Annotated in this window: 17 protein-coding genes; 3 read left to right on the plus strand and 14 right to left on the minus strand. The window is 66.8% G+C overall.

Going from position 1 to position 20,591, the window contains the following annotated elements; all coding sequences use genetic code 11:
• The first annotated feature begins 589 nt into the window (after window positions 1–589).
• Entirely contained in the window at window positions 590–1,339 is a 750-nt protein-coding gene (gene lexA, locus M2428_RS10945; protein WP_277525993.1) for a transcriptional repressor LexA, read from the plus strand.
• A gap of 73 nt (window positions 1,340–1,412) precedes the next feature.
• Here lexA and M2428_RS10950 read toward each other — a convergent pair whose 3' ends face one another.
• Window positions 1,413–3,587 (minus strand): ATP-dependent DNA helicase, encoded by a 2,175-nt coding sequence (locus M2428_RS10950; RefSeq protein WP_277525994.1) that lies wholly within the window; start codon window positions 3,585–3,587, stop codon window positions 1,413–1,415.
• Window positions 3,580–5,187, minus strand: a complete 1,608-nt coding sequence (gene hflX, locus M2428_RS10955; RefSeq protein WP_277525995.1) for a GTPase HflX — start codon at window positions 5,185–5,187, stop codon at window positions 3,580–3,582. Before hflX ends, M2428_RS10950 begins: the two co-directional genes overlap by 8 nt.
• A 532-nt stretch (window positions 5,188–5,719) precedes the next feature.
• Here hflX and M2428_RS10960 point away from each other — a divergent pair.
• Window positions 5,720–6,334 (plus strand): methyltransferase, encoded by a 615-nt coding sequence (locus tag M2428_RS10960; RefSeq protein ID WP_277525996.1) that lies wholly within the window; start codon window positions 5,720–5,722, stop codon window positions 6,332–6,334.
• Here M2428_RS10960 and dapF read toward each other — a convergent pair.
• The 6 genes from dapF to M2428_RS10990 all read right to left on the minus strand — a co-directional run bounded on the left by dapF (window position 6,315) and on the right by M2428_RS10990 (window position 12,300).
• Entirely contained in the window at window positions 6,315–7,268 is a 954-nt protein-coding gene (gene dapF, locus M2428_RS10965; protein ID WP_277525997.1) for a diaminopimelate epimerase, read from the minus strand. The two genes, M2428_RS10960 and dapF, sit on opposite strands and share 20 nt — an antisense overlap.
• A gap of 99 nt (window positions 7,269–7,367) precedes the next feature.
• On the minus strand, window positions 7,368–8,315 hold the full coding sequence (gene miaA, locus M2428_RS10970; RefSeq protein ID WP_277526221.1) for a tRNA (adenosine(37)-N6)-dimethylallyltransferase MiaA: 948 nt from the start codon (window positions 8,313–8,315) through the stop codon (window positions 7,368–7,370).
• 76 nt (window positions 8,316–8,391) lie between these two features.
• Window positions 8,392–9,942 carry a tRNA (N6-isopentenyl adenosine(37)-C2)-methylthiotransferase MiaB gene (miaB, locus tag M2428_RS10975; protein WP_277525998.1) on the minus strand — a complete coding sequence of 517 codons (1,551 nt, stop codon included), beginning with the start codon at window positions 9,940–9,942 and terminating at the stop codon, window positions 8,392–8,394.
• Between the two features lie 163 nt (window positions 9,943–10,105).
• Window positions 10,106–10,576: a regulatory protein RecX gene (locus tag M2428_RS10980; RefSeq protein WP_346780742.1), complete on the minus strand. Its 471-nt coding sequence runs from the start codon at window positions 10,574–10,576 to the stop codon at window positions 10,106–10,108.
• Between the two features lie 184 nt (window positions 10,577–10,760).
• Window positions 10,761–11,813: a recombinase RecA gene (gene recA, locus M2428_RS10985; protein ID WP_277525999.1), complete on the minus strand. Its 1,053-nt coding sequence runs from the start codon at window positions 11,811–11,813 to the stop codon at window positions 10,761–10,763.
• A gap of 250 nt (window positions 11,814–12,063) precedes the next feature.
• Window positions 12,064–12,300: a DUF3046 domain-containing protein gene (locus M2428_RS10990; RefSeq protein WP_277526000.1), complete on the minus strand. Its 237-nt coding sequence runs from the start codon at window positions 12,298–12,300 to the stop codon at window positions 12,064–12,066.
• 41 nt (window positions 12,301–12,341) lie between these two features.
• On the opposite strand from M2428_RS10990, the gene M2428_RS10995 reads away from it, so the two are divergent.
• Window positions 12,342–12,851, plus strand: coding sequence for a MarR family transcriptional regulator (locus M2428_RS10995; protein ID WP_277526001.1), 510 nt, complete (start codon window positions 12,342–12,344; stop codon window positions 12,849–12,851).
• Window positions 12,852–12,947: 96 nt separating this feature from the next.
• On the opposite strand, the gene M2428_RS11000 is transcribed toward M2428_RS10995, so the two are convergent.
• The 6 genes from M2428_RS11000 to dapA form a co-directional block, all read right to left on the minus strand.
• Window positions 12,948–13,400, minus strand: coding sequence for a helix-turn-helix transcriptional regulator (locus M2428_RS11000; RefSeq protein ID WP_066434909.1), 453 nt, complete (start codon window positions 13,398–13,400; stop codon window positions 12,948–12,950).
• Window positions 13,401–13,539: 139 nt separating this feature from the next.
• A complete protein-coding gene (locus M2428_RS11005; protein ID WP_277526002.1) occupies window positions 13,540–14,058 on the minus strand; it encodes a CinA family protein in 519 nt (172 codons plus the stop codon).
• Window positions 14,055–14,693, minus strand: a complete 639-nt coding sequence (pgsA, locus tag M2428_RS11010) for a CDP-diacylglycerol--glycerol-3-phosphate 3-phosphatidyltransferase (RefSeq protein WP_277526003.1) — start codon at window positions 14,691–14,693, stop codon at window positions 14,055–14,057. The genes M2428_RS11005 and pgsA overlap by 4 nt, the downstream gene beginning before the upstream one ends.
• A 25-nt stretch (window positions 14,694–14,718) precedes the next feature.
• Window positions 14,719–17,649: a DNA translocase FtsK gene (locus M2428_RS11015; RefSeq protein ID WP_277526004.1), complete on the minus strand. Its 2,931-nt coding sequence runs from the start codon at window positions 17,647–17,649 to the stop codon at window positions 14,719–14,721.
• Between the two features lie 222 nt (window positions 17,650–17,871).
• On the minus strand, window positions 17,872–19,563 hold the full coding sequence (locus M2428_RS11020) for a ribonuclease J (RefSeq protein ID WP_277526005.1): 1,692 nt from the start codon (window positions 19,561–19,563) through the stop codon (window positions 17,872–17,874).
• Window positions 19,564–19,623: 60 nt separating this feature from the next.
• The gene (dapA, locus tag M2428_RS11025) at window positions 19,624–20,532 is read right to left on the minus strand and encodes a 4-hydroxy-tetrahydrodipicolinate synthase (protein WP_277526006.1); all 909 of its coding nucleotides are present in this window, start codon (window positions 20,530–20,532) and stop codon (window positions 19,624–19,626) included.
• Window positions 20,533–20,591 lie beyond the last annotated feature (59 nt).

Consider the following 20,591-nt stretch of genomic DNA (forward strand, 5'->3'; position numbering starts at 1 on the left):
CTAGCGGTGCAGGCGACGTCGGGGAAGTGCGGCGGCCGGCGTTGATCGGGTACACATTGCCGTGACGGGCGCTGGCCTGGTCGGCGCTGCTCTGGCCAACGCTACCCTGGCCAACACTGCCCTGGCCGGCGCTGCCGAAACCGGCGACGCCACTGGCACCTGCCCGGCGGTGGTGATTCGTGACGCCCTGAACGAACGTGCCTTGAAACGCGCTTGAAGCTGACATGAACTGAGCCCTCCTGGACCATACGGTGCCGCCCGGCGTACTCCACGTACTCGCCGCCAACCGGCCGAACCTTCGAACATAGAACCGAACATCGGATCCGGACTCGAAACTCCGAACTCGAACACATATTCGAACTCTGCTTGTTCTGTTTTAGCACTTACTAACGAACGATGTCGAGACTCGCTAGAACAAATGTTTGAAAAAGCCCTGCGGCTGGCCTATTTTTGAGGGACAGGACAACCACAAATGAATTCACTGGGTGAAGTCATTGGTAGTTGATCAGCAGGGTCTGACATTTCAGACCGGAAGTTCCCGGTGACAGCAGCCACGGCAGCCGGGCGGAACGGAAAGGCGTTGGCGAACATGGCAGCACAAGCCACCGGCGGCAGGGCCACCTCACGGAGCCCGCAGCCCGCCCGGGCCCCCAAAAGCCTCACCGTCCGGCAAAAGAAAATTCTGGAGACCATCCAGCGGTCCGTCACGGACAAGGGCTACCCGCCGTCCATGCGCGAGATCGGCGACACTGTCGGTCTAGCCAGCCTGTCGAGCGTGACCCATCAGCTCTCCCAGCTCGAAAAGCTCGGCTACCTGCGGCGCGATCCGAAGCGCCCGAGGGCCATGGAAGTGCTCATGCCGCTGACCCTGGACGAGGGGACCACCCCGATTTCGGGAGTCGAGAAGTCCAGCGGCCTGCGGGCCGTCGGCGGCCTGTCAGTGAATGAACTCGCCAGCGCCACCGACACGGCAATGGTGCCGTTCGTCGGACGCATCGCCGCTGGCGGGCCGATCCTCGCGGACCAGGTGGTGGAGGATGTCATGCCGCTGCCCCGCCAGCTGGTGGGCCATGGCGAACTCTTCATGCTCAAGGTGGCGGGCGACTCGATGATCGATGCCGCCATCTGCGACGGCGACTGGGTGGTTGTCCGCCGCCAGGGCGATGCCGTAAACGGCGACATCGTTGCCGCACTGCTGGACGACGAAGCCACGGTCAAGACATTCCGCCAGCGGGACGGCCACACCTGGCTGCTGCCGCAAAACACCCAGTACGAGCCCATCCTCGGCGACCACGCCGTCATCATGGGCAAGGTCGTCTCGGTACTCCGCTCCCTTTAGCCATCGCCGTCGGGGCCGCCACTCAGAGTGGCCGCCTCCTCGAGGATGTCCGGCTCCTGCTTCAGCTTGGGACTTAGCCCTTCGCGGAGTCCTTCGCCAGGCGCTCCAAGGCCGCCATGGCTATCGACGAATCGGTGGTGGGCCAGAACGGCGGCAGCGCGGCGCGGAGGAATCCGCCGTAGCGCTCCGTGGACAGCCGCGAATCCAGCACCGCCACCACGCCCTTGTCCGACGTCGAGCGGATCAGCCGTCCGGCGCCCTGCGCGAGCCGAATGGCGGCGTGCGTGGCCGAGACGGACATGAAGCCATTGCCGCCGGCCTGGGCGACGGCCCGCGAGCGTGCCGTCATCAGCGGATCGTCCGGCCGCGGGAACGGAATCCGGTCAATGACCACCAGCCGGCAGGACACCCCCGGAACGTCGACGCCCTGCCACAGGGACATCGTGCCGAACAAACAGGTGTCCGGCTCGTCGGCAAACTGCCGCACGAGCGCCGTCATGGTCGACTCCCCCTGGCACAGGATGCTGAGGCCCAGCCGGGGCCGCATGGCCTCGGCCGCTTCCTCGGCCGCGCGCCGCGAGGAAAACAGGCACAAGGCACCGCCGCCTGAAGCGCGGATCAGCTTCTCGAGTTCGTCCAAGGCCTCGGGGGACGTTCCGCGGCCGGGTTTGGGCAAGTGCCGGGCGACGTAGAGGATGCCCTGCTTCGGATAGTCGAAGGGGGATCCGACGTCGACGCCGGTCCAGCTCGGGGCGCCGTTGCCAACGAGGCCGAGGCCGCCGGCAGCAGGCTCGAAGGCAGCGCCGATGGCCAGCGTGGCCGAGGTCAGGATGACGGTGTGGTCCGCGAACAAACCCTCGCGCAGACGCCCCGCGACGCTCAACGGGGCAACATTGATCAAGGCAGGCGAGCTCTCGTCCGGCTGGGAGTAGCCCTGCGCCGGGTCGAAGCTGCTGTTGCGGGAGAACCACACCACTTCGCGGTTTTCGCGCGCGGCCAGGAGGCGCTCACAGAGTTCCAGGATGACCATCAGGCGTGACCGGGCCAGCTGGCGTCCGCCGTCGGCCGACACGGAGCTGTCCCCCTTCGAATCAGACAGGGCGGCGCGGCACGCATCGCGCAGCTGGTCGATGCAGTCCAGCTGCTCGCTGTTCAGCCCGTTGGGCATCAACCCGCTGGGGACGCCGTCGATGGCCAGCTCCAGATGGGCCGCGGCATTGTTCAGCGCGTCCACCGTGATGCCCGTGTGCTTCCGGGCCCCGGACGCGGCAGCGTGAACCATCGCCACGGAGAGCTGACCGGAGACCGCGCCCGTGACGCGGTCCTGCAGTTCGTGCGCCTCGTCCACCACCACGACGTCGTACTCGGGCAGCACCGCCAGGCCTTCGAAGGCACTGACGGCCAGCATGGCGTGGTTGGTGACCACGACGTCGGCGTCGGCGGCGTTCTGCCGTGCAAGCTCGCTGAAACATTCGGCCGCAAGCGGGCACTTCTGCGCGCCGAGGCACTCCATGGAGGTGACCGAGACCTGGCGCCAGGCCCGGTCCGTGACGCCAGGCATGAGCTCGTCGCGGTCCCCCGTCGCGGTCCCCTCCGCCCATTCGCGCAGGCGGACGACTTCCTTGCCCATTTGCGAGGACGGCCCGCCCAGTGCGGCGGCGAAATGCGGCACGCTGGTGTCCTCCCCGAGGGAAAACAGCTGTCCCTCGGAAGGTTCTTCGGACGGGAAACCGCCCTCGAGCTTGTGCCGGCACACGTAGTTGGACCGGCCCTTCACCAGGGCGACCTTGACGGGCCGTGCCAGGGCAGGCGTGAGGGTCTTGAGCAGCCGGGGCAGGTCCCGGCCCACGATCTGCGTCTGCAGCGCCAGGGTTGCGGTGGAGACCAGGGTGGGCTTGTTGCTGGTCAGCGAATGGGCGATCAGCGGAATCAGGTATGCCAAGGATTTGCCGGTGCCGGTGCCGGCCTGGACCAGCAGGTGGTCGCCGCTGTCTATCGCGCGCGCCACCTGCCGGGCCATTTCGTGCTGGCCATCGCGGCTCTGGCCGCCCATGCCGGACACGGCACGGTCGAGCAGTTTAACCACGAACTCCTCGCCGGCCGCCCCGGCAACCGAATCGGCGTCGCCTTCGGCGGCTGAGCCGGCGTCGGCCGATGCGTCCGGAGGTCCGGCGGCGTCCAATTCAACGTCAGCTGCGTCGGCGTCCGCAGATCCGGCGTCTGCCCTGGTCACCGCAGCGTCAGTCATTGCTGATGAAGGGATCCAGTTCGGCGGCGAGTCCTTCACGCACCATCACCACGGCACGGGTCCCGGTTTCCTCGTGGTCCAGGCTGAGGATCTCGGCGTCGGTCTCGTGGAGCTTGCTGAGCAGGTCCCCGCGGTTGTACGGGATCAACAGTTCAAGCTTCACGCTGGGCCGCGGAATGCCGTCGCTGATGGCCCTGAGCAGCTCCGGAATGCCTTCCCCGGTGCGGGCCGAGACCACCACGTGGCGCGGTTCGCGCTGCTTGAGCCGCTCGACCACGAACGGGTCCGCGGCGTCGGCCTTGTTCAGGACAATGATTTCCGGAACCTTGCGCGCGTCGACTTCACTGAATACGGTCCGGACAGCGGCGATCTGACCTTCCGGATCCGGGTGCGAGACGTCCACGACGTGCAGGATCAGGTCCGAGTCGGCCACCTCTTCGAGCGTGGAGCGGAATGCCTCCACGAGCTGGGTGGGCAGGGACCGGACAAATCCCACGGTGTCCGCCAGGGTGTACCCCAGCCCGTCAGCGGTTTCGGCCTTGCGGACGGTGGGGTCCAGGGTGGCGAACAGGGCGTTCTCCACCAGCACCCCGGCGTCTGTCAGCCGGTTCAGCAGCGAGGACTTCCCGGCGTTGGTGTACCCGGCGATCGCCACCGAGGGCACCGCATTGCGACGGCGGTTGGCCCGCTTCGTTTCCCGGGCCGGCTTCATGGCTGCGATTTCGCGCCGCAGCTTGGCCATCCGGGTGCGGATCCGACGGCGGTCCAGTTCGATCTTGGTTTCACCTGGGCCACGCGAACCCATGCCGGCGCCGGCGCCGCCCACCTGGCCACCGGCCTGGCGGGACATCGACTCGCCCCAGCCACGCAGGCGCGGCAGCAGGTATTCCAGCTGGGCCAGCTCCACCTGCGCCTTGCCTTCGCGGCTCTTCGCGTGCTGCGCGAAGATGTCCAGAATCAGCGCCGTGCGGTCAATGACCTTGACCTTGACGATGTCCTCCAGGCCACGCCGCTGGGACGGGGCCAATTCGGCGTCGACCACTACGGTGTCGGCGCCGGTGGACATCACGATGGCCTTCAGTTCCTGCGCCTTGCCCGAGCCGAGGAAGGTTCCGGGATCGGGCTTTGCCCGCCGCTGGACCAGCCCGTCGAGGACCTCCGAGCCGGCGGTCTCGGCGAGGGCAGCGAGTTCGCGCAGCGAGTTCTCGGCATCCGCTAAGGTGCCTTCGGTCCAGAGGCCGGCCAGGACGACGCGCTCAAGGCGCAGCTGCCGGTATTCGACCTCGGTGACGTCTTCGAGTTCGGTGGACAGGCCTGCCTTGCGGCGCAGCGCGTGGCGTTCCTCGAGATCCTGCTGGTCGCCGTCGAAGTTGGTGTACACCTCGTCCAGGCGGGAGATGGCCTGTGCCTTGCCGAGTACCGACGTCGGGCCGCCGGTCGCGCCAGCGCCTCCGTTGGCGCCGGCTCCGGAGCCGCCGCCACGGCCTGCGCCTGGGGCCGGGGTGTCCTTGGACAGGATCCGGTCGATTACAGCTTGGATCTCCTCAGGACTCATGTCCTGGGCTGCTGAATCGGGTCCGGTGTTGGGGTGGCTGGTCATGGTCTCCTTTAAGGGTTCGGCACTTTCAGAATAGTGCCGATTGGTGCTCTGTGGGGCGGTATTCGCGCTGGGCTGACGGCGGGGGGTCATGCAGGCCTCCTGGATTGCCCGCGGCAGGGGTGCCTGGGCAGTGCTGGCTCCGTCCGGAGCGGTGGCTGGGTGAAGGGTAGTGGCGGCAAATGCGCCAGGCTGTGGGGACCACAGACTGTGGAGATCACAGTGAGGTAGGTGCCGTCCGCCGAACCGGGCCCGGGAGCGGGCCAGAGAGCACGGTGCCCGCAAAACACGGTGGCGGCAAAACAAGGTGCTCAGGAAATTTGCTGGATTCCAAGTGGTGCAGGCGCCCGCGGGTGAGAAGACTCACCCTTGCGATGGCGCACTCAGCGGAAGGCGTTTACCTGCATCGCTCCGGGGACGGGACAAGGCCCGTGCCGGCTACTTGGAGATCAAGATCATGTTTTTTAGCCTAGCAGACGTCAAGGCTCCCGCCCGGTTTCCCAATGGGGTGGGCCGCCAACTAATCTGGCCCATTATGGAGTCTGCACATTATTTCAGCGCCCAGCCGGCCGGGCCCTTCACCCGCAAGCCGCTCACCGTGGATCTCGCCGGTGAAACGCGCCGGCTGCAGACGTCCTCAGGCATCTTCAGCCCGGACGGGATCGACAAGGGAACGGCCGTGCTGCTCGCCGACGTTCCGGCTCCGGCGCCGCAGGGCAACCTGCTGGATATTGGTTGCGGCTGGGGACCGATCGCCTTGACCATGGCCCTGCGGGCACCGCACGCCCACGTCTACGCGGTGGACGTGAATGAACGCTGCGTGACCCTCACCAACGAAAACGCCGGGCTGTTGGGGCTGAGCAACGTCACCGCCAGCACGCCGGACGCTGTGGACCCCGAACTGCGCTTTGACACCATCTGGTCCAACCCGCCGATCCGGATCGGCAAGGATGAGCTTCATGCCCTCTTGCGCCTGTGGATTCCCAGGCTGGCGCCGGGTGGATCGGCCTGGCTCGTGGTGCAGAAGAACCTCGGCTCGGACTCGCTGCAGCGCTGGCTGGCGGCGGAGCTCGACTCCAGCTTCAGCGTCACCCGGGAGAGCACGTCGAAGTCGTTCCGGATCCTTCGGGTCAGGAAAGCGTCCCGCTAGCGACGATCACGGCCGGGCCGCTGAGTTCGACGTGTTCGTGCCCCTCCGGGCCCAGGAAGAATTTCACGCCGACGACGCCGCCGGGAACGTGGACGTTCCACGCGTCGGGTGCGCCCTGGCCGGCCCAGTGGCGAATGGCGACGGCGGCGGCGCAGGCGCCGGTGCCGCATGACTGGGTCTCCCCCACCCCGCGCTCGTGGACCCGCATGGTGATGGTGCCGGTGCCGTCGTGGACCAGCGGTTCGGACGGCACGACGAATTCGACGTTGGTGCCGTGGGGCGGCGTCGGGTCCACCCGTGGGGCCGTGAACAGCTGTGTGGCCTCGAGTTCGGCGGTCTCGGCCAGGGCTACCACTGTGTGCGGATTGCCCATGCTGACGGAAAGGGCGGGCCGGGCGACTTCGAGCCCCTCGGCGCTGACGAGCGAATCCATAGCCCGTGCGGTGGCCTCACCCGGGAAGATGAACTCCCAGGGGCCCATGTCCACGGCGTAGCCCGCAGCTGTCCGGACGATCGTCTTGGCACCGCCCCGGGTTCCAATGACGAGGGACTCGCCGGCTGGAAGATCCACGAGTCCTTCGGCGATGAGGAAGTGCACAAAGACGCGGACTCCGTTTCCGCACATCTCGGAAAGCGAGCCGTCGCCGTTGCGGTAGTCCATGAACCACTCGGCGTCGGGGTGCGCGGCCAGCAATTCCTGCCCCTCGGGCAGGAGCCGGGAAGGTACGGCACGGATCAGGCCGTCGCCGCCGATGCCGCGGTGCCGGTCGCAGAGCGCCGCGACGTGCTCGGGGCTGAGCGAGAGTGTGCCGTTGGGATCTGCGATCAGGACAAAGTCGTTGCCCGTTCCGTGGCCTTTGGAAAACTTCAGACCGCTGAGCGGTGCGGTATCGCCGGCAGTGCGGTCAGCGGCTACGGCTTGGGATTCGTCCATGCTCCAAGGTTACCGTTCCGCCCTGACCGCTCCGGCACCGTGACGGTGACCGTGACCGTGACCGTGACAGAGACCGTGACCGTGACTGTGGCCCGAACGCTATGCCGGCGGCAGAACGGGCGCTGTGCGGCCCAGTGCGGCGGCCTCGGCCACCAGGTCAGGATCGCGCCAGCCCAGCCAGGTGACCCGGGGATCGGCCCGGAACCAGGTCAGCTGGCGGCGCGCGAACTGCCGGGTGGCGATGATGGTTTCGTCCGCGGCCTGCTCCAGGCTGGCTTCACCGTCGAGGACCCGGAGGAACTGGGCATAGCCGAGGGCGCGTGGCGCGGTCCTGCCGGTGCGGAGCCCTGCGGCGTCCAGCCGTCGCACTTCGTCCAGCAGCCCCTGGTCCACCATGGCGTGGACGCGCTGGGCAAGGCGCTCCCGGAGCAGTTCCCGGTCCACGTCGAGGCCGATCTGGACGGCAGGCTGGAAGTACTCGCGGGCAGGCATGAAGGAGCTGAACGGGCGCCCGGTGAGTTCGAAGACCTCCAGGGCGCGGATGATCCTGCGATCATCGCCCAGCCTGCCCGCCGACACGGGGTCCGCTGCTTCCAGCCGTTCCCGCAGCGGCGCAGGTCCCGCCGTGGCCAGTTCCGTCTCGAGCCGGCGGCGGATGTCCGGATCCGTGCCGGGGAACTCCAGGACATCGAGCGCGGCGCGGACGTAGAGTCCCGAGCCGCCGGCCAGGATGGCCCGTTTCCCGCGGCCGTGGATGTCGGCGATCAGGGCACGGGCCTGCTGCTGGAAGTCCGAGACGGACGCTTCCTCGGTCACGTCCAGAATGTCCAGGAGGTGATGCGGCACGCCCCGGCGTTCGGCGTCGGTGATCTTGGCGGTGCCGATGTCCATGCCGCGGTAGAACTGCATCGAGTCGGCGTTGATGACTTCGCCGTCGAGCTCAAGGGCGAGGGCCACGGCCAGGTCTGATTTGCCGGACCCTGTGGGGCCGACGACGGCGATCACTGGCGGCGCAGCCGGCCGTGCACCCGGCTTTGCACTTGGCAGTGCATCCGGCCGTGCAGCTGCTTTTGCCGTGGCCGCGGCGGCGGCCTGGGCGGTGCCCTGCTGGCCAGGCACGGCGCTAACGGCCGCGGACCGGGAGGCTGGGCATGCCCAGCGACACGCCGGAGGTGCCCGACGCGCTGGCCGGGGCGGGGGCGCCGCAGGAATCTGCCTGGGAACGGTCCCAGGCGTCACCGGCGCGGGAGCGGCGCAGGCTGTAGTCATCCGCCGATGCAGGGTCGGAGACGAGGTGGAATGCGGCCGCGTCTGTGATGGTGACGGTCACCAGGTCGCCGGGCCGGGGCACCTCGGCGCCGGCGGGCACGGAGAAGTGCACCAGCCGCTGGTCCTGGGACCGGCCAGAAAGGCGGTGGGTTTCCTGGGCTTTACGGCCCGACTGGGCTGTCACCATGACCTCGACGCGGCGGCCGAGCTGCCGGGCGTTTTCCTCTGCGGCAATCCGGTCCTGCAGGGCCGTGAGGCGCTCAAAGCGTTCCTGGACCACTGCCTTGGGCAGCTGGTCCGGCAGGTCCGCGGCGGGAGTGCCCGGTCGCTTGGAGTACTGGAAGGTGAAGGCAGTGGCGAACCGGGACTTCTCCACGACGTCGAGCGTGGCCTGGAAGTCCTCCTCGGTCTCGCCGGGGAACCCGACGATGATGTCCGTGGAGATAGCGGCGTGCGGGATTTTCTCGCGGACCTTGTCCAGGATGCCGAGGAACTTGGTGGAGCGGTAGGACCGCTTCATATCCTTGAGGACTTTGTCCGAGCCGGACTGCAAGGGCATGTGCAGCTGCGGCATGACGTTGGGAGTCTCGGCCATGGCGTCGATGACGTCGTCGGTGAAGGCGGCCGGGTGCGGGCTAGTGAACCGGACACGTTCGAGGCCCGGGATGTCGCCGCAGGCGCGCAGGAGCTTGGAGAAGGCCTGCCGGTCGCCGAATTCGACGCCGTAGGAGTTCACGTTTTGGCCCAGCAGTGTTACTTCGATGGCGCCGTCGTCCACGAGCGCCTGGATTTCGGCCAGGATCTCGCCGGGGCGACGGTCCTTTTCCTTGCCCCGCAGGGCCGGGACGATGCAGAAGGTGCAGGTGTTGTTGCAGCCCACGGAGATCGATACCCAGCCTGAATAGACTGAGTCCCGCTTGGTGGGAAGAGTGGAGGGAAAAACATCCAGGGATTCGAGGATCTCCAGCTGGGCCTCGTTGTTGTGGCGGGCCCGGTCCAGCAGCGCCGGCAGGGCACCGACGTTATGGGTGCCGAACACGGCGTCCACCCACGGCGCCTTCTTGAGGATGGTCTCCCGGTCCTTCTGTGCGAGGCACCCGCCAACGGCGATCTGCATTCCCGGATTGGCTGCCTTGACCGGGGCGAGGATGCCGAGGTTGCCGTACAACTTGTTGTCGGCATTCTCCCGGACCGCGCAGGTGTTGAAGACCACGACGTCGGCCAGCTCACCGGCGGACGGAACGTAGCCTGCGGCTTCCAGCATGCCGGCCATCCGCTCGGAATCGTGCACGTTCATCTGGCAGCCGAAGGTGCGCACCTGGTAGGTGCGGGGCTGGGCCGGCCGGGAACTTTCCGTTGCGGCAGCCGGGTCTGTACTGAATGTCACAGGCGCTGCTGGCTGCATTGCCGGAGTCGCTGCCGGTGGCACTGCCGGAGGCACTGCCGGAGGCGTTGCTGGAGAAGTCGTGCCGGCTGCTGGGGAGGGAATGGTAAAACTCACTTGTTAAGGGTAACGGGTATGGGTCACGGGCAGTGGCCGGGCCTGCAAAGACCCCGGATCGGTGGTCTTAGTCCCCGGCTTCGGCACGGCCGGTGACTGCGTCGAGTACCTCGCCCACGATCCGGAAGGCGAGCGAAGGCTGGTATCCCTTGCGGGCCAGCATTGACGCGAGGCGGCGGGTGACCTTGTCGCGCTCCGCACGGTCTTCACCCCCGGTGAATCCCCGCAGCTTGCGCTCCACGAGCTCACGGGCGGCCGATTCTTCGTCGGCGTCGGTTAGCTGTTCCAGCGCACCGGCGGCGGTCTCCGGGTCGATGCCCTTGTCCGCGAGTTCGCGCCGCAGGGCCCCCTTGGCGAGTTTGCGCGTTTGGGACCTGCTGCGGACCCACAAGTCCGCAAACTCGGCGTCGTCCACCAGGCGCACTTCCTCGAAGCGGTCCAGTACGGCCTCGGCGACGTCCTCGGGCACGTTGCGCTCGGCCAGCTTGCGCGCGAGCTGCAGCCGGCTCTTGGGCGAAGTCGTCAGCTGCCGCAACACGATGGCGCGAGCGACCGCTGCGGGGTCCGCGTCTGGATCCAGTTCCGGAGACGGCGCCGCCCTTGAGCGGCGGGAGCCGCCAGAACCGCCAGAACTGTACGCGGCGGAACCGGCACGCTGGTCGCCAGCGCCGTCCGGGTCAGGGTTCCTGTGACGAAACCCTGACGCACGGCTCGCTCCTGCGTTAGAAGCCGTCAACGGCCTTCAGCTTCGGTGACTCCTCGGTTTCGGCCGGGGCCTTCACGCCGACGCCGAGCTTTTCCTTGATCAGGCGCTCGAGTTCGGATGCCAACTCCGGGTTGTCGCGCAGGAAGCGGCGGGAGTTCTCCATGCCCTGACCCAGCTGGTCGCCATCGTAGGTGAACCAGGAGCCCGACTTCTTGATCAGGCCGTGCTCCACACCCATGTCGATAATGCCGCCCTCACGGGAAATGCCCTGGCCGTAAATGATGTCGAACTCGGCGATCTTGAAGGGCGGGGCCATCTTGTTCTTGACGATTTTGGCCTTAGTGCGGTTGCCGACGGAATCCGCGCCCTCTTTCAGGGTCTGGATCCGGCGGACGTCGATGCGGATGGAGGCGTAGAACTTCAGCGCCTTACCACCAGTGGTGGTCTCCGGGGAGCCGAAGAAGACACCGATCTTTTCACGCAGCTGGTTGATGAAGATAGCCGTGGTTTTCGTCTGGCTCAGGCGGCCGGTGATCTTACGGAGCGCCTGGCTCATCAGGCGGGCCTGCAGGCCAACGTGGCTGTCGCCCATGTCGCCTTCGATTTCCGCGCGGGGAACGAGGGCGGCCACCGAGTCAATGACAATGACGTCAAGGGAACCGGAACCAATGAGCATGTCCATGATTTCCAGTGCCTGCTCACCGGTGTCCGGCTGGGAGACCAGGAGCGCGTCGGTGTCGACGCCCAGCTTCGCGGCGTATTCGGGATCGAGTGCGTGCTCGGCGTCGATGAAGGCGGCGATGCCGCCCAGGCGCTGGGCGTTGGCAACCGCGTGAAGCGCGACCGTGGTCTTACCGGATGATTCCGGACCGTAGATTTCCACGACGCGGCCGCGGGGCAGGCCGCCAATTCCCAGGGCGACGTCCAATGCGATGGAGCCGGTCGGGATGACCTCGATGGGCGCACGGACTTCATCGCCGAGGCGCATGACCGAGCCTTTGCCGAACTGCTTGTCAATCTGGGCAAGCGCTGCGTCGAGCGCCTTCTGGCGATCCGGGGCTGCGGCCATGATTCACACCTCTAATACTTTCTCGCTGTGGAGTGGCCCTGTAGGCCCTTCGTCTGTCATCACTGACGCTACTTGCACCCCCCGACAAAGTTGTCGAGGAGGCCACGTATGTGGATAACGCTGTATGTCGAACGCTCTGAAAAAAGCATATCGCTATCCGAACAGGTATTCGAACAAGCGGGCGGCGTGTCAGGCGTCAGCCCAAGCCAGCGGCGTCTCAGCGTTAGCCCATCCAGGCGGCATGTCAGCGTCAGTGGGGTCCGGTGGTGTCGCGGGGTTTGACGTCCCGGCCCAGTCGGCGCTCCGGCGGGACGTCCTGGACGTCGCACAGGGCAAGCCACACCTGGCGGGGAGGAACGCCGGCGCTGAGGGCCTGGTCCGCGGTGCGTCCCCCGACTCCTGCCAGGACCAGCGAGCTGCTCAGGACGCGCGAGTACCCCGCCCCGAACTCGTCGTCCATAAGCCGCCAAAAGTCACTGATTCGCACGAGTAAAGTCTCTCACGGCCCAGGACTCTAGAATGGTTGCCATGAGCAACCCAACTGAGTCCGCGCGAGATTCCTCTCCCGGAAACGCCGGCTCTGACGCCGCCCTGGACGCCGTCGAGAACCAGCTGAGCCTGCTCTGGCGCCGGGGCCGGTCGATTTCCCATCAGCTTTCGCGCCAGGTCCACCCGGACATGGAGCCCGCCGCCTACGGGCTGCTCAGTGTGATCCGCAAGCAGGGCCCCATCAGGCTCACCGACCTCGCGTCCTGCATCGGCGTCGGCAAGCCGTCGGTGAGCCGGCAGATCGCCTTCCTTGAGGGCCTTGGCCTGGTGTCGAAGGAGGCGGACCCGCTGGACGGCCGGGCGCAGTCCATCCAGCTGACGCCCGAAGGTGAGGCACGGATGCACCAGGTCCAGGACGCCCGGCGTGAGGTGTTTCGGGAACGCCTGGCAGAGTGGCCGGCCGAGGACCTGCAGGCTCTTGCCATGTACATGGCGAAACTCAATGCCACCTACGAACGCGACGGGTTCCCCCGGGACGAGCCCGTCTGACTCCCCCGGCGGGTTGCGCAAGTCATCCCCGGCACACGTCAAAGGACCCCCGGCCTGAGCCGGAGGTCCTTTCTTGCGTCTTAGCTGAGTTGGCGTCTAGCGAGCTCCGGAAAGGAGACCCTTTGCCAGCTCGTCGTTGAGGTCGGAGTTGAGCTCTCGGTCGAGGTCGCGGCCGTAGCGCTGCGCGAACTCCTGGGGGACGGTGTCCGGAACCGCGACGCCCTCGGCGACCGCAACGCGGTCGCTGACTTCGCGGAGCATGCTCGAAAGCGGAACATCGAGGGCCGAGCAGATCGAGGACAGCAACTCCGAGGAGGCTTCCTTCTGGCCGCGTTCCACTTCGCTCAGGTAGCCCAGGGAAACACGGGCACTGTGCGAGACTTCGCGGAGCGTACGGCCTTGGCGCTGGCGGACATCGCGCAGGACATCACCGATTTCGTGACGAAGTACAACCATCTTGCGCTCCTTCTGTTCGCTCTTGGCCTGATCGGCGAGGCCCACATCCTTCCAGCGGACAACGCCGTTTACGGATACGGGCTGCTTTACCATCTGTATCGCCTTGCTCCTCGTACTGTCGAGTCCGCCGGTGGGGGCGGACTCTGCTGATGACTTCATCCTAGGCGCCTCCCTTATTTGGAAGCGACACAATGTAACAACTATTCGGAATCAACTTTTGTTCCCGGCAACTTTACGCCCGGTAGCCTTCGGAAGATAGGGCTTCGAGCAGACGCTCCAGGGCGGCGCCGCACGCGAGTGCGCGGATCTCGGCGCGGCTTCCTTCAAAGGAATAGTGGTACGACGTCGATCCTTCCGCCGTGGCGATGCCGATAAAGACCGTGCCCACGGCTTTGCCGTCGTGCGGTTCGGGGCCTGCCACGCCGGTGGTGGACACGCCGACGTCGGCGCCGCAGATGCGCCGCGCGCCGTCGGCCATGGCCGCGGCGACTTGGCCGTCCACGGAGCCGACGGCGTCGAGCAGCTCGCCGGGGACGCCCAGGACGTCGGCCTTGACCTTGTTGGCGTAGGACACCACGCCGCCCTGCAGCATCCCGGAGGCGCCGGGCGTGTCCGCCAGCACGGCGGTGACCATCCCGGCGGTGAGGGATTCGGCGGTGGCGGCCGTCATCCCGCGGCCGAGGGCGCCGGTGACGGTCTGCTCCGCCAGGCGGTGCAGGTTGGGATGCAGATGCGGCTCCGGATGGTTCATTGCTTGTTCTCCCTTACCCGTTCCTTCTCTGCCCTGATGCCGGCGGCCCGCAGCTTGAGGGCCTCAATGACGTATTCGCCGCCTGTCCACAGCGTGATGGCCAGCGCAGCCATCATCACGACGAACGCCACAACGCCCAGCCACGGGGCAAGGGATGCCAGCGGAAGGACGTACAGGAAGATGGCCACCGTCTGCACCACCGTCTTGAGCTTGCCGCCGCGCGAGGCCGGGATGACGCCGTAGCGGATCACGAAGAACCGGAGAGCGGTGATGCCCCACTCCCGGACCAGGATCAGGATAGTGACCCACCACGGCAGTTCCTGGAGCAACGAGAGCATGACCAGCGCGGAGCCGATCAGGAGCTTGTCGGCGATCGGGTCGGCGATCTTGCCAAAGTCGGTGACCAGGCCGCGGGACCGGGCGATGTCGCCGTCGAGCTTGTCAGTGTAGATGGCCACCGCGAAAACGAAGGCGGCCGCCCAGCGCCAGGGGCCGTTCTGGGCCTGCAGTCCGGGAGCGTCGAGGATGAGGAACCAGATGAAGAACGGCACCAGCACTATCCGCAGCATCGTCAGGATATTCGGCAGGTTCCAGATCCGCGAGGCGGATCCGGGGTTGGAGTCGGCGCTATTCACCTTCCTAGGCTACCCGCTTCGCACGCTACCGTCCGGTGAGCGACCAGGCGTCCTCCGAGCCGTCCTCGTCGGAGCCTCCGTCGGCGCCGTCGTGGTACTCGATCGCCTGGGTGCGGTTCTCCAGGTCGGCCGCCACGAGGTCCTCGGCGTAGCCGCCCTGGGCGATGTTCGCGTTGGCGTTATCGCTCAGGGCCGCGGTCTGCGAGTCAGCGGCCACCGGGCCGTCCTGCCCCTTCATCGCGGCCAGCACGGCGGCGAGGTCGTCCGGCTTGACCAGCACGTCGCGGGCCTTGGAACCTTCGGAGGGTCCCACCACTCCCCTGGACTCGAGCAGGTCCATGAGGCGCCCGGCCTTCGCGAAGCCGACCCGGAGCTTGCGCTGCAGCATCGATGTGGAACCGAACTGGGTGGTGACCACGAGCTCGGTGGCCTGGAGCAGGACCTCGAGATCGTCCCCGATGTCGTCGTCGATCTGCTTCTTCTGCGCCTCGGGCGCGACGTCGTCGCGGTAGACGGCCTTGAGCTGGCCCTTGACGTGCTCGACCACCTTGTGGATCTCCGACTCGGTGACCCAGGCGCCCTGGACACGCATCGCTTTGGAAGCTCCCATCGGCAGGAACAGGGCATCGCCCTGGCCGATGAGTTTTTCGGCGCCCGGCTGGTCCAGGACCACCCGGGAGTCGGTGACGGAGGAGGTGGCGAAAGCCATGCGGGAGGGCACGTTCGCCTTGATCAGGCCGGTCACGACGTCGACCGACGGGCGCTGGGTGGCCAGGACCAGGTGGATGCCGGCAGCGCGGGCCAGCTGGGTGATGCGGACAATCGAGTCTTCGACGTCGCGCGGTGCCACCATCATGAGGTCAGCGAGTTCGTCCACGATCACCAGCAGGTACGGGTAGGGCTTGATGACGCGCTTGGAATCGACCGGCGGGTGGACCTTGCCGGCCCGGACGGCCTTGTTAAAGTCGTCAATGTGCTTGAAGCCGTAATTAGCGAGGTCGTCATAGCGGGCGTCCATTTCCCGGACCACCCACTGCAGGGCCTCGGCCGCCTTTTTCGGGTTGGTGATGATCGGCGTGATGAGGTGCGGGACCCCTTCGTAGGCCGTGAGTTCCACGCGCTTGGGGTCCACCATGACCATGCGGACCTCGTCCGGGGTGGCCCGCATCAGGATCGAGGTGATCATCGAGTTCACGAACGAGGACTTGCCGGCTCCGGTGGCACCGGCCACGAGCAGGTGCGGCATCTTGGCCAGGTTGGCCACGACGTACCCGCCCTCGACGTCCTTGCCGACCCCCATGACCATGGGGTGGTCGGTGCGGCGGGCGTTCTGGCTGCGGAGCACGTCGCCCAGGGACACGGTTTCGCGGTCCGTGTTGGGGATTTCGATGCCGATGGCGGACTTGCCCGGGATGGGGCTCAGGATGCGCACGTCCGAGCTCGCGACCGCATAGGAGATGTTCTTGGACAGGGCGGTGACCCGCTCCACCTTGGTGCCCGGGGACAGTTCGATCTCGTAGCGGGTCACGGTGGGGCCACGGCTGAAACCGGTGACCTGGGCCTCCACGTTGAACTGGTTGAGGGTCTCGGTGAGCGAGGCGACAATCGCGTCGTTTGCCTCGGTGCGTTCCTTGGGGATGGAACCGGGTGTCAGCACGTCCGACGCCGGCAGGGTGTAGGTGACGTCGCCGGCCAGGGAGAGCTGTTCGGTTCGCTGCGGAATCGGGGTGGGCAGCGGTGCCGGGGCCACCGGGTTGGAGGGGACCATGGCGGCGGCAGCGGCGGCGGTGGGATTGAGTGATCCCGCAGCCACCATCCCTGGGGTGACCAGCGGGATGGCCTCGGTGGCGTTTTCGCCAACGGACCCCGCCGAGCCGAGGCCCTGGGCGGCCTTGATCTTTTCGACGGCGATCTCCGCCTGGGTGGGACGGCGGACGCCGGGGGCGACGCCCGCCTGGTTTTTGGTGCCCTTCGCACCCTTGGCGGGCGGGGCCTCGTCGGCTGCTTCTTCACCGTCGATGACAGCGCGCTCGAAGGCCTCGTCGCCGACGTAGCCTTCCAGGCCGGACTCGTCGTCGTGGTCCTTGCCGAAGAGGCGCTTGCGCTTCTTCTTGGGCGGGGCCGGGGCGTCGTTCTCGTACAGGTAGCTGCGGTCGTGGCGGTCACCGCCGTCGTCGTCGCGCAGATCGATGCCCATCAGGTGCTGGTACCCGTCCCGCAGGCGGCCGGGGATGGCGCCGAAGGGGGTCGCGGTGACGATCAGCAGCGAGGTGAAGGCCAGCAGGCCGTACACCGCCACGGGGACTGCGGTGTGCAGGGCGGCCAGCGGGGCGGCGGCAAGGTACCCGAGCATGCCGCCGGCCCTGCGCAGGCCGTCGAAGCCGTCGGCGACCGTCGGCTGGCCGCCGATGACGTGGGCCAGGCCGGAACCGGCGAACGTCATGATGAGGAAGCCGATGCCGATCCGGTTGTTGCCGCGGCCGTCGTCGGGCTGGCGGAACAGGCGGAACGCACATACGAACAGCATGAGCGGCAGCAGCAGGGACATCCAGCCAAAGGTGCCGTTGACGATCGCGAAGACGAGGTCGGGGAACCAGCCCCGGAACCCCCACCATGCGAAGGTGGCGACGAAGACGCCCAGGGCCAGGTTGAACAGGGCGGCACCGTCGCGCCGGTCCTCCGGAGCGAGGTCGCTGACGTCGTGGCCGACCCGTCTGATGCCGGCGCCGATGACGTGGGCGATGCCCAGCCATGCACCGGCCAGCACGCGCACCAGCCAGGGCTGGTGCGGCTCAACTGCGGCCAACTGCCGGGTCCGCGCTGTTCCGGTGGTTCCGCCCGTGGTTCCCCGCGGCCGGGCGGATTTGGATGCGGCGGGACTGGACCCCCGGCCGGGAGAACTGCCTGATTTGCCGCTTGAGTTTCCTCTAGGCGCGGAAGAAGTACGAGTCGCCATACTCGCCACGGTACCGGATGCCGGGCCGAAAACCCCGAATTTCCGGGCCGTCCGGGATCATGTTGCCGCCAGCGCCAACAGAAAAACGGCCTCCCCCGCCTTCCGCGGCGCTCAGGCCGCGGTTGGCCGGGAAGGCCGTTTACCAGGCATGCGCCCGGTACGTGGGAAGGGCCTACGCCCGGTGAACCAACTGAGGCTTACGCCCGGTGAACCAACTGAGGCTTACGCCTCAAGGACCACCGGGATGATCATGGGCTTGCGGCGCAGCTTGCGGTTGACCCACGTGCCCACGACCCGGCGGACGACCTGCTGCAGCTGGTGCGTGGTGTGGTCCGTGCGGTTCAGCACGGCCTCTTCGAGGGCCTCGTTGATCTTGGGGATGATCTCGTCGAAGACGGAATCGTCCTCCGCCACGCCGCGGGCGTGGATCTCCGGCCCGGACACCACCTTGCCGGTGGCACGGTGGATGACGGTGATGATGGAGATGAAGCCCTCGTCGCCGAGAGTCTGGCGGTCCTTGAGGTCCGCTTCCGTGACTTCGCCGACGCTGGAGCCGTCGACGTAGACGAATCCGACCTCGACCTGGCCCACGATGTCGGCCTGGTGATCGCGAAGGTCGATCACGGTGCCGTTGTCCGCGAGCAGGATGCTTTCCTCCGGCACGCCGGATTCGAGGGCGATCTTGCCGTTGGCGATCAGGTGGCGGGTTTCGCCGTGCACCGGCATGGCGTTGAGCGGCTCAAGGATGTTGTAGCAGTACAGCAGCTCGCCGGCGGCAGCGTGGCCGGAGACATGCACCTTGGCGTTGCCCTTGTGGATGACGTCGGCGCCGAGCTTCAGCAGGCCGTTGATGATGCGGAAGACCGCATTTTCGTTGCCCGGGATAAGGCTCGAGGCAAGGATGACCGTGTCGCCGTCGCCGACGACGACGCGGTGGTCGCCGTTGGCCATGCGGGACAGGGCCGCCATGGGCTCACCCTGGGAGCCGGTGGACATCAGCACAACCCGGTTGTCCGGCAGGTTGTCGATGTTCTTGATGTCGACCAGGATCCCGGCCGGCACCTCGAGGTAGCCCAGCTTCGCGGCGATGGCCATGTTCCGGACCATGGAGCGGCCCACAAAGGCAACCTTGCGGTTGTGGTTGGCGGCGGCGTCGAGGACCTGCTGGACGCGGTGCACGTGCGAGGAGAAGGAGGCGACGATGATGCGCTTGGAGGCCTGCCCGAACAGCCGGTCCAGGGTGGGTCCGATTTCCTTCTCGGCGGTGGTGAAGCCGGGGACGTCGGCATTGGTCGAATCCGACATGAACAAGTCCACCCCCTCTTCGCCGAGCTTGGCGAAGTGCCGGAGGTCGGTGATGCGGCCATCCAGCGGCAGCTGGTCCATCTTGAAGTCACCGGTGTGCAGGACGGTGCCGCCCGAGGTGCGGATGAAGACGGCCAGGGCGTCCGGGATGGAGTGGTTGACGGCGACGAACTCGCATTCGAAGGGCCCGAACTTCTCGACCTCGCCTTCGACGACGGTCTTCGTTCTCGGCTTGATCCGGTGTTCCTGCAGCTTGGCCTCGATGAGGGCCAGCGTGAGCTGTGAACCGACAACGGGAATGTCGGCGCGCAGGCGCAGGAGGTACGGGACGGCGCCGATGTGGTCTTCGTGACCGTGGGTCAGGACGACCGCGACGATGTCCTGCACACGGTTCTCGATGTAGGAGAAATCGGGCAGGATCAGGTCGACGCCGGGCTGGGTCTCCTCGGGGAAGAGGACACCGCAGTCAACGATGAGGAGCTTGCCATCGATCTCGAAGACGGTCATGTTGCGACCGATTTCCCCGAGTCCGCCGAGCGGCACGATCCGCAGGGTGTTCTTCGGGAGGCGCGGCGGCGTGACAAGGCCGGGAAGGGCGGTTTGGGTCATAGTGCACTACTTTCCAGGCGGAGGCCGGGCTGGTTCTTAACGATCAGGAGTGACTCCGGATCAGGAAAAGACCATCCCCGCTTCCGCCAAATCCTCGCGGATGATTGCGATCTCGGCCTCGCCCGGCTCCACGAGGGGCAAACGGACAACCGAGTTGGGCAGGACTCCCTGCCACTTAAGAACCTGCTTGGCAGCGACAGCACCCTGAATGTGGGTCATCACTGCGCGGACCACGGGGTCCAGTTCGAAATGTATGGTGCGGGCGGTGGCAAAATCGCCTGCAAGTGCGGCATCGATCAGCGCGCGGAACTGCGGCGACGCGACGTGCGCGGAGACGCTGACCAGCCCGACGGCGCCGGCGGCCATCCACGGCAGCGTGAGGCCGTCATCGCCGGAGTAGACATCAATGTCGGTGTTCGCCAGAACGCGCGTAATGGCTGCGAAATCGGCCTTCGCATCCTTCAAGGCAACGATGTTGGGGTGGTCGGCGAGCCGAATCATGGTCTCTGGCTCGATGGGCACGCCGGCGCGGCCGGGGATGTCGTACACCATGACCGGGAGGTCGGCGGCGTCGGCAACGGCCTCGACGTGCGCCTGGATGCCGGCCTGGCTCGGCTTGTTGTAGTACGGCGTGACGATCAGCTGGCCGTGGGCTCCCGCCTTGGCGGCGCGCTTGGCCATCTCGATCGAGTGCGAAGTGTGGTTGGTCCCGGTTCCGGCGATGACCTTGGCGCGGTCGCCGACGGCCTCGACAATGACGCGGAAGAGCTTCTCTTTTTCGTCGTCTTCCAGCGTGGAGGTCTCGCCCGTGGTGCCGGAGATGACGAGGGCATCATTGCCTTCGTCGACGAGCTTGCTCGCCAGTTCCGCCGACTGCTGGTAGTCGACCTCACCGTCCGTTGTGAAAGGCGTGACCATGGCAGTCACGAGGGTCCCGAACGTGTAAGAGCGAATATCAGAGTCAGCCATATGAAAAACGTTACCTTGTCCGCGGCATGTTAGGACAATGGCGGCGGTGTGACGAACGT

It is taken from the genome of Arthrobacter sp. ES3-54, assembly GCF_029504395.1.
GTDB lineage: Bacteria > Actinomycetota > Actinomycetes > Actinomycetales > Micrococcaceae > Arthrobacter.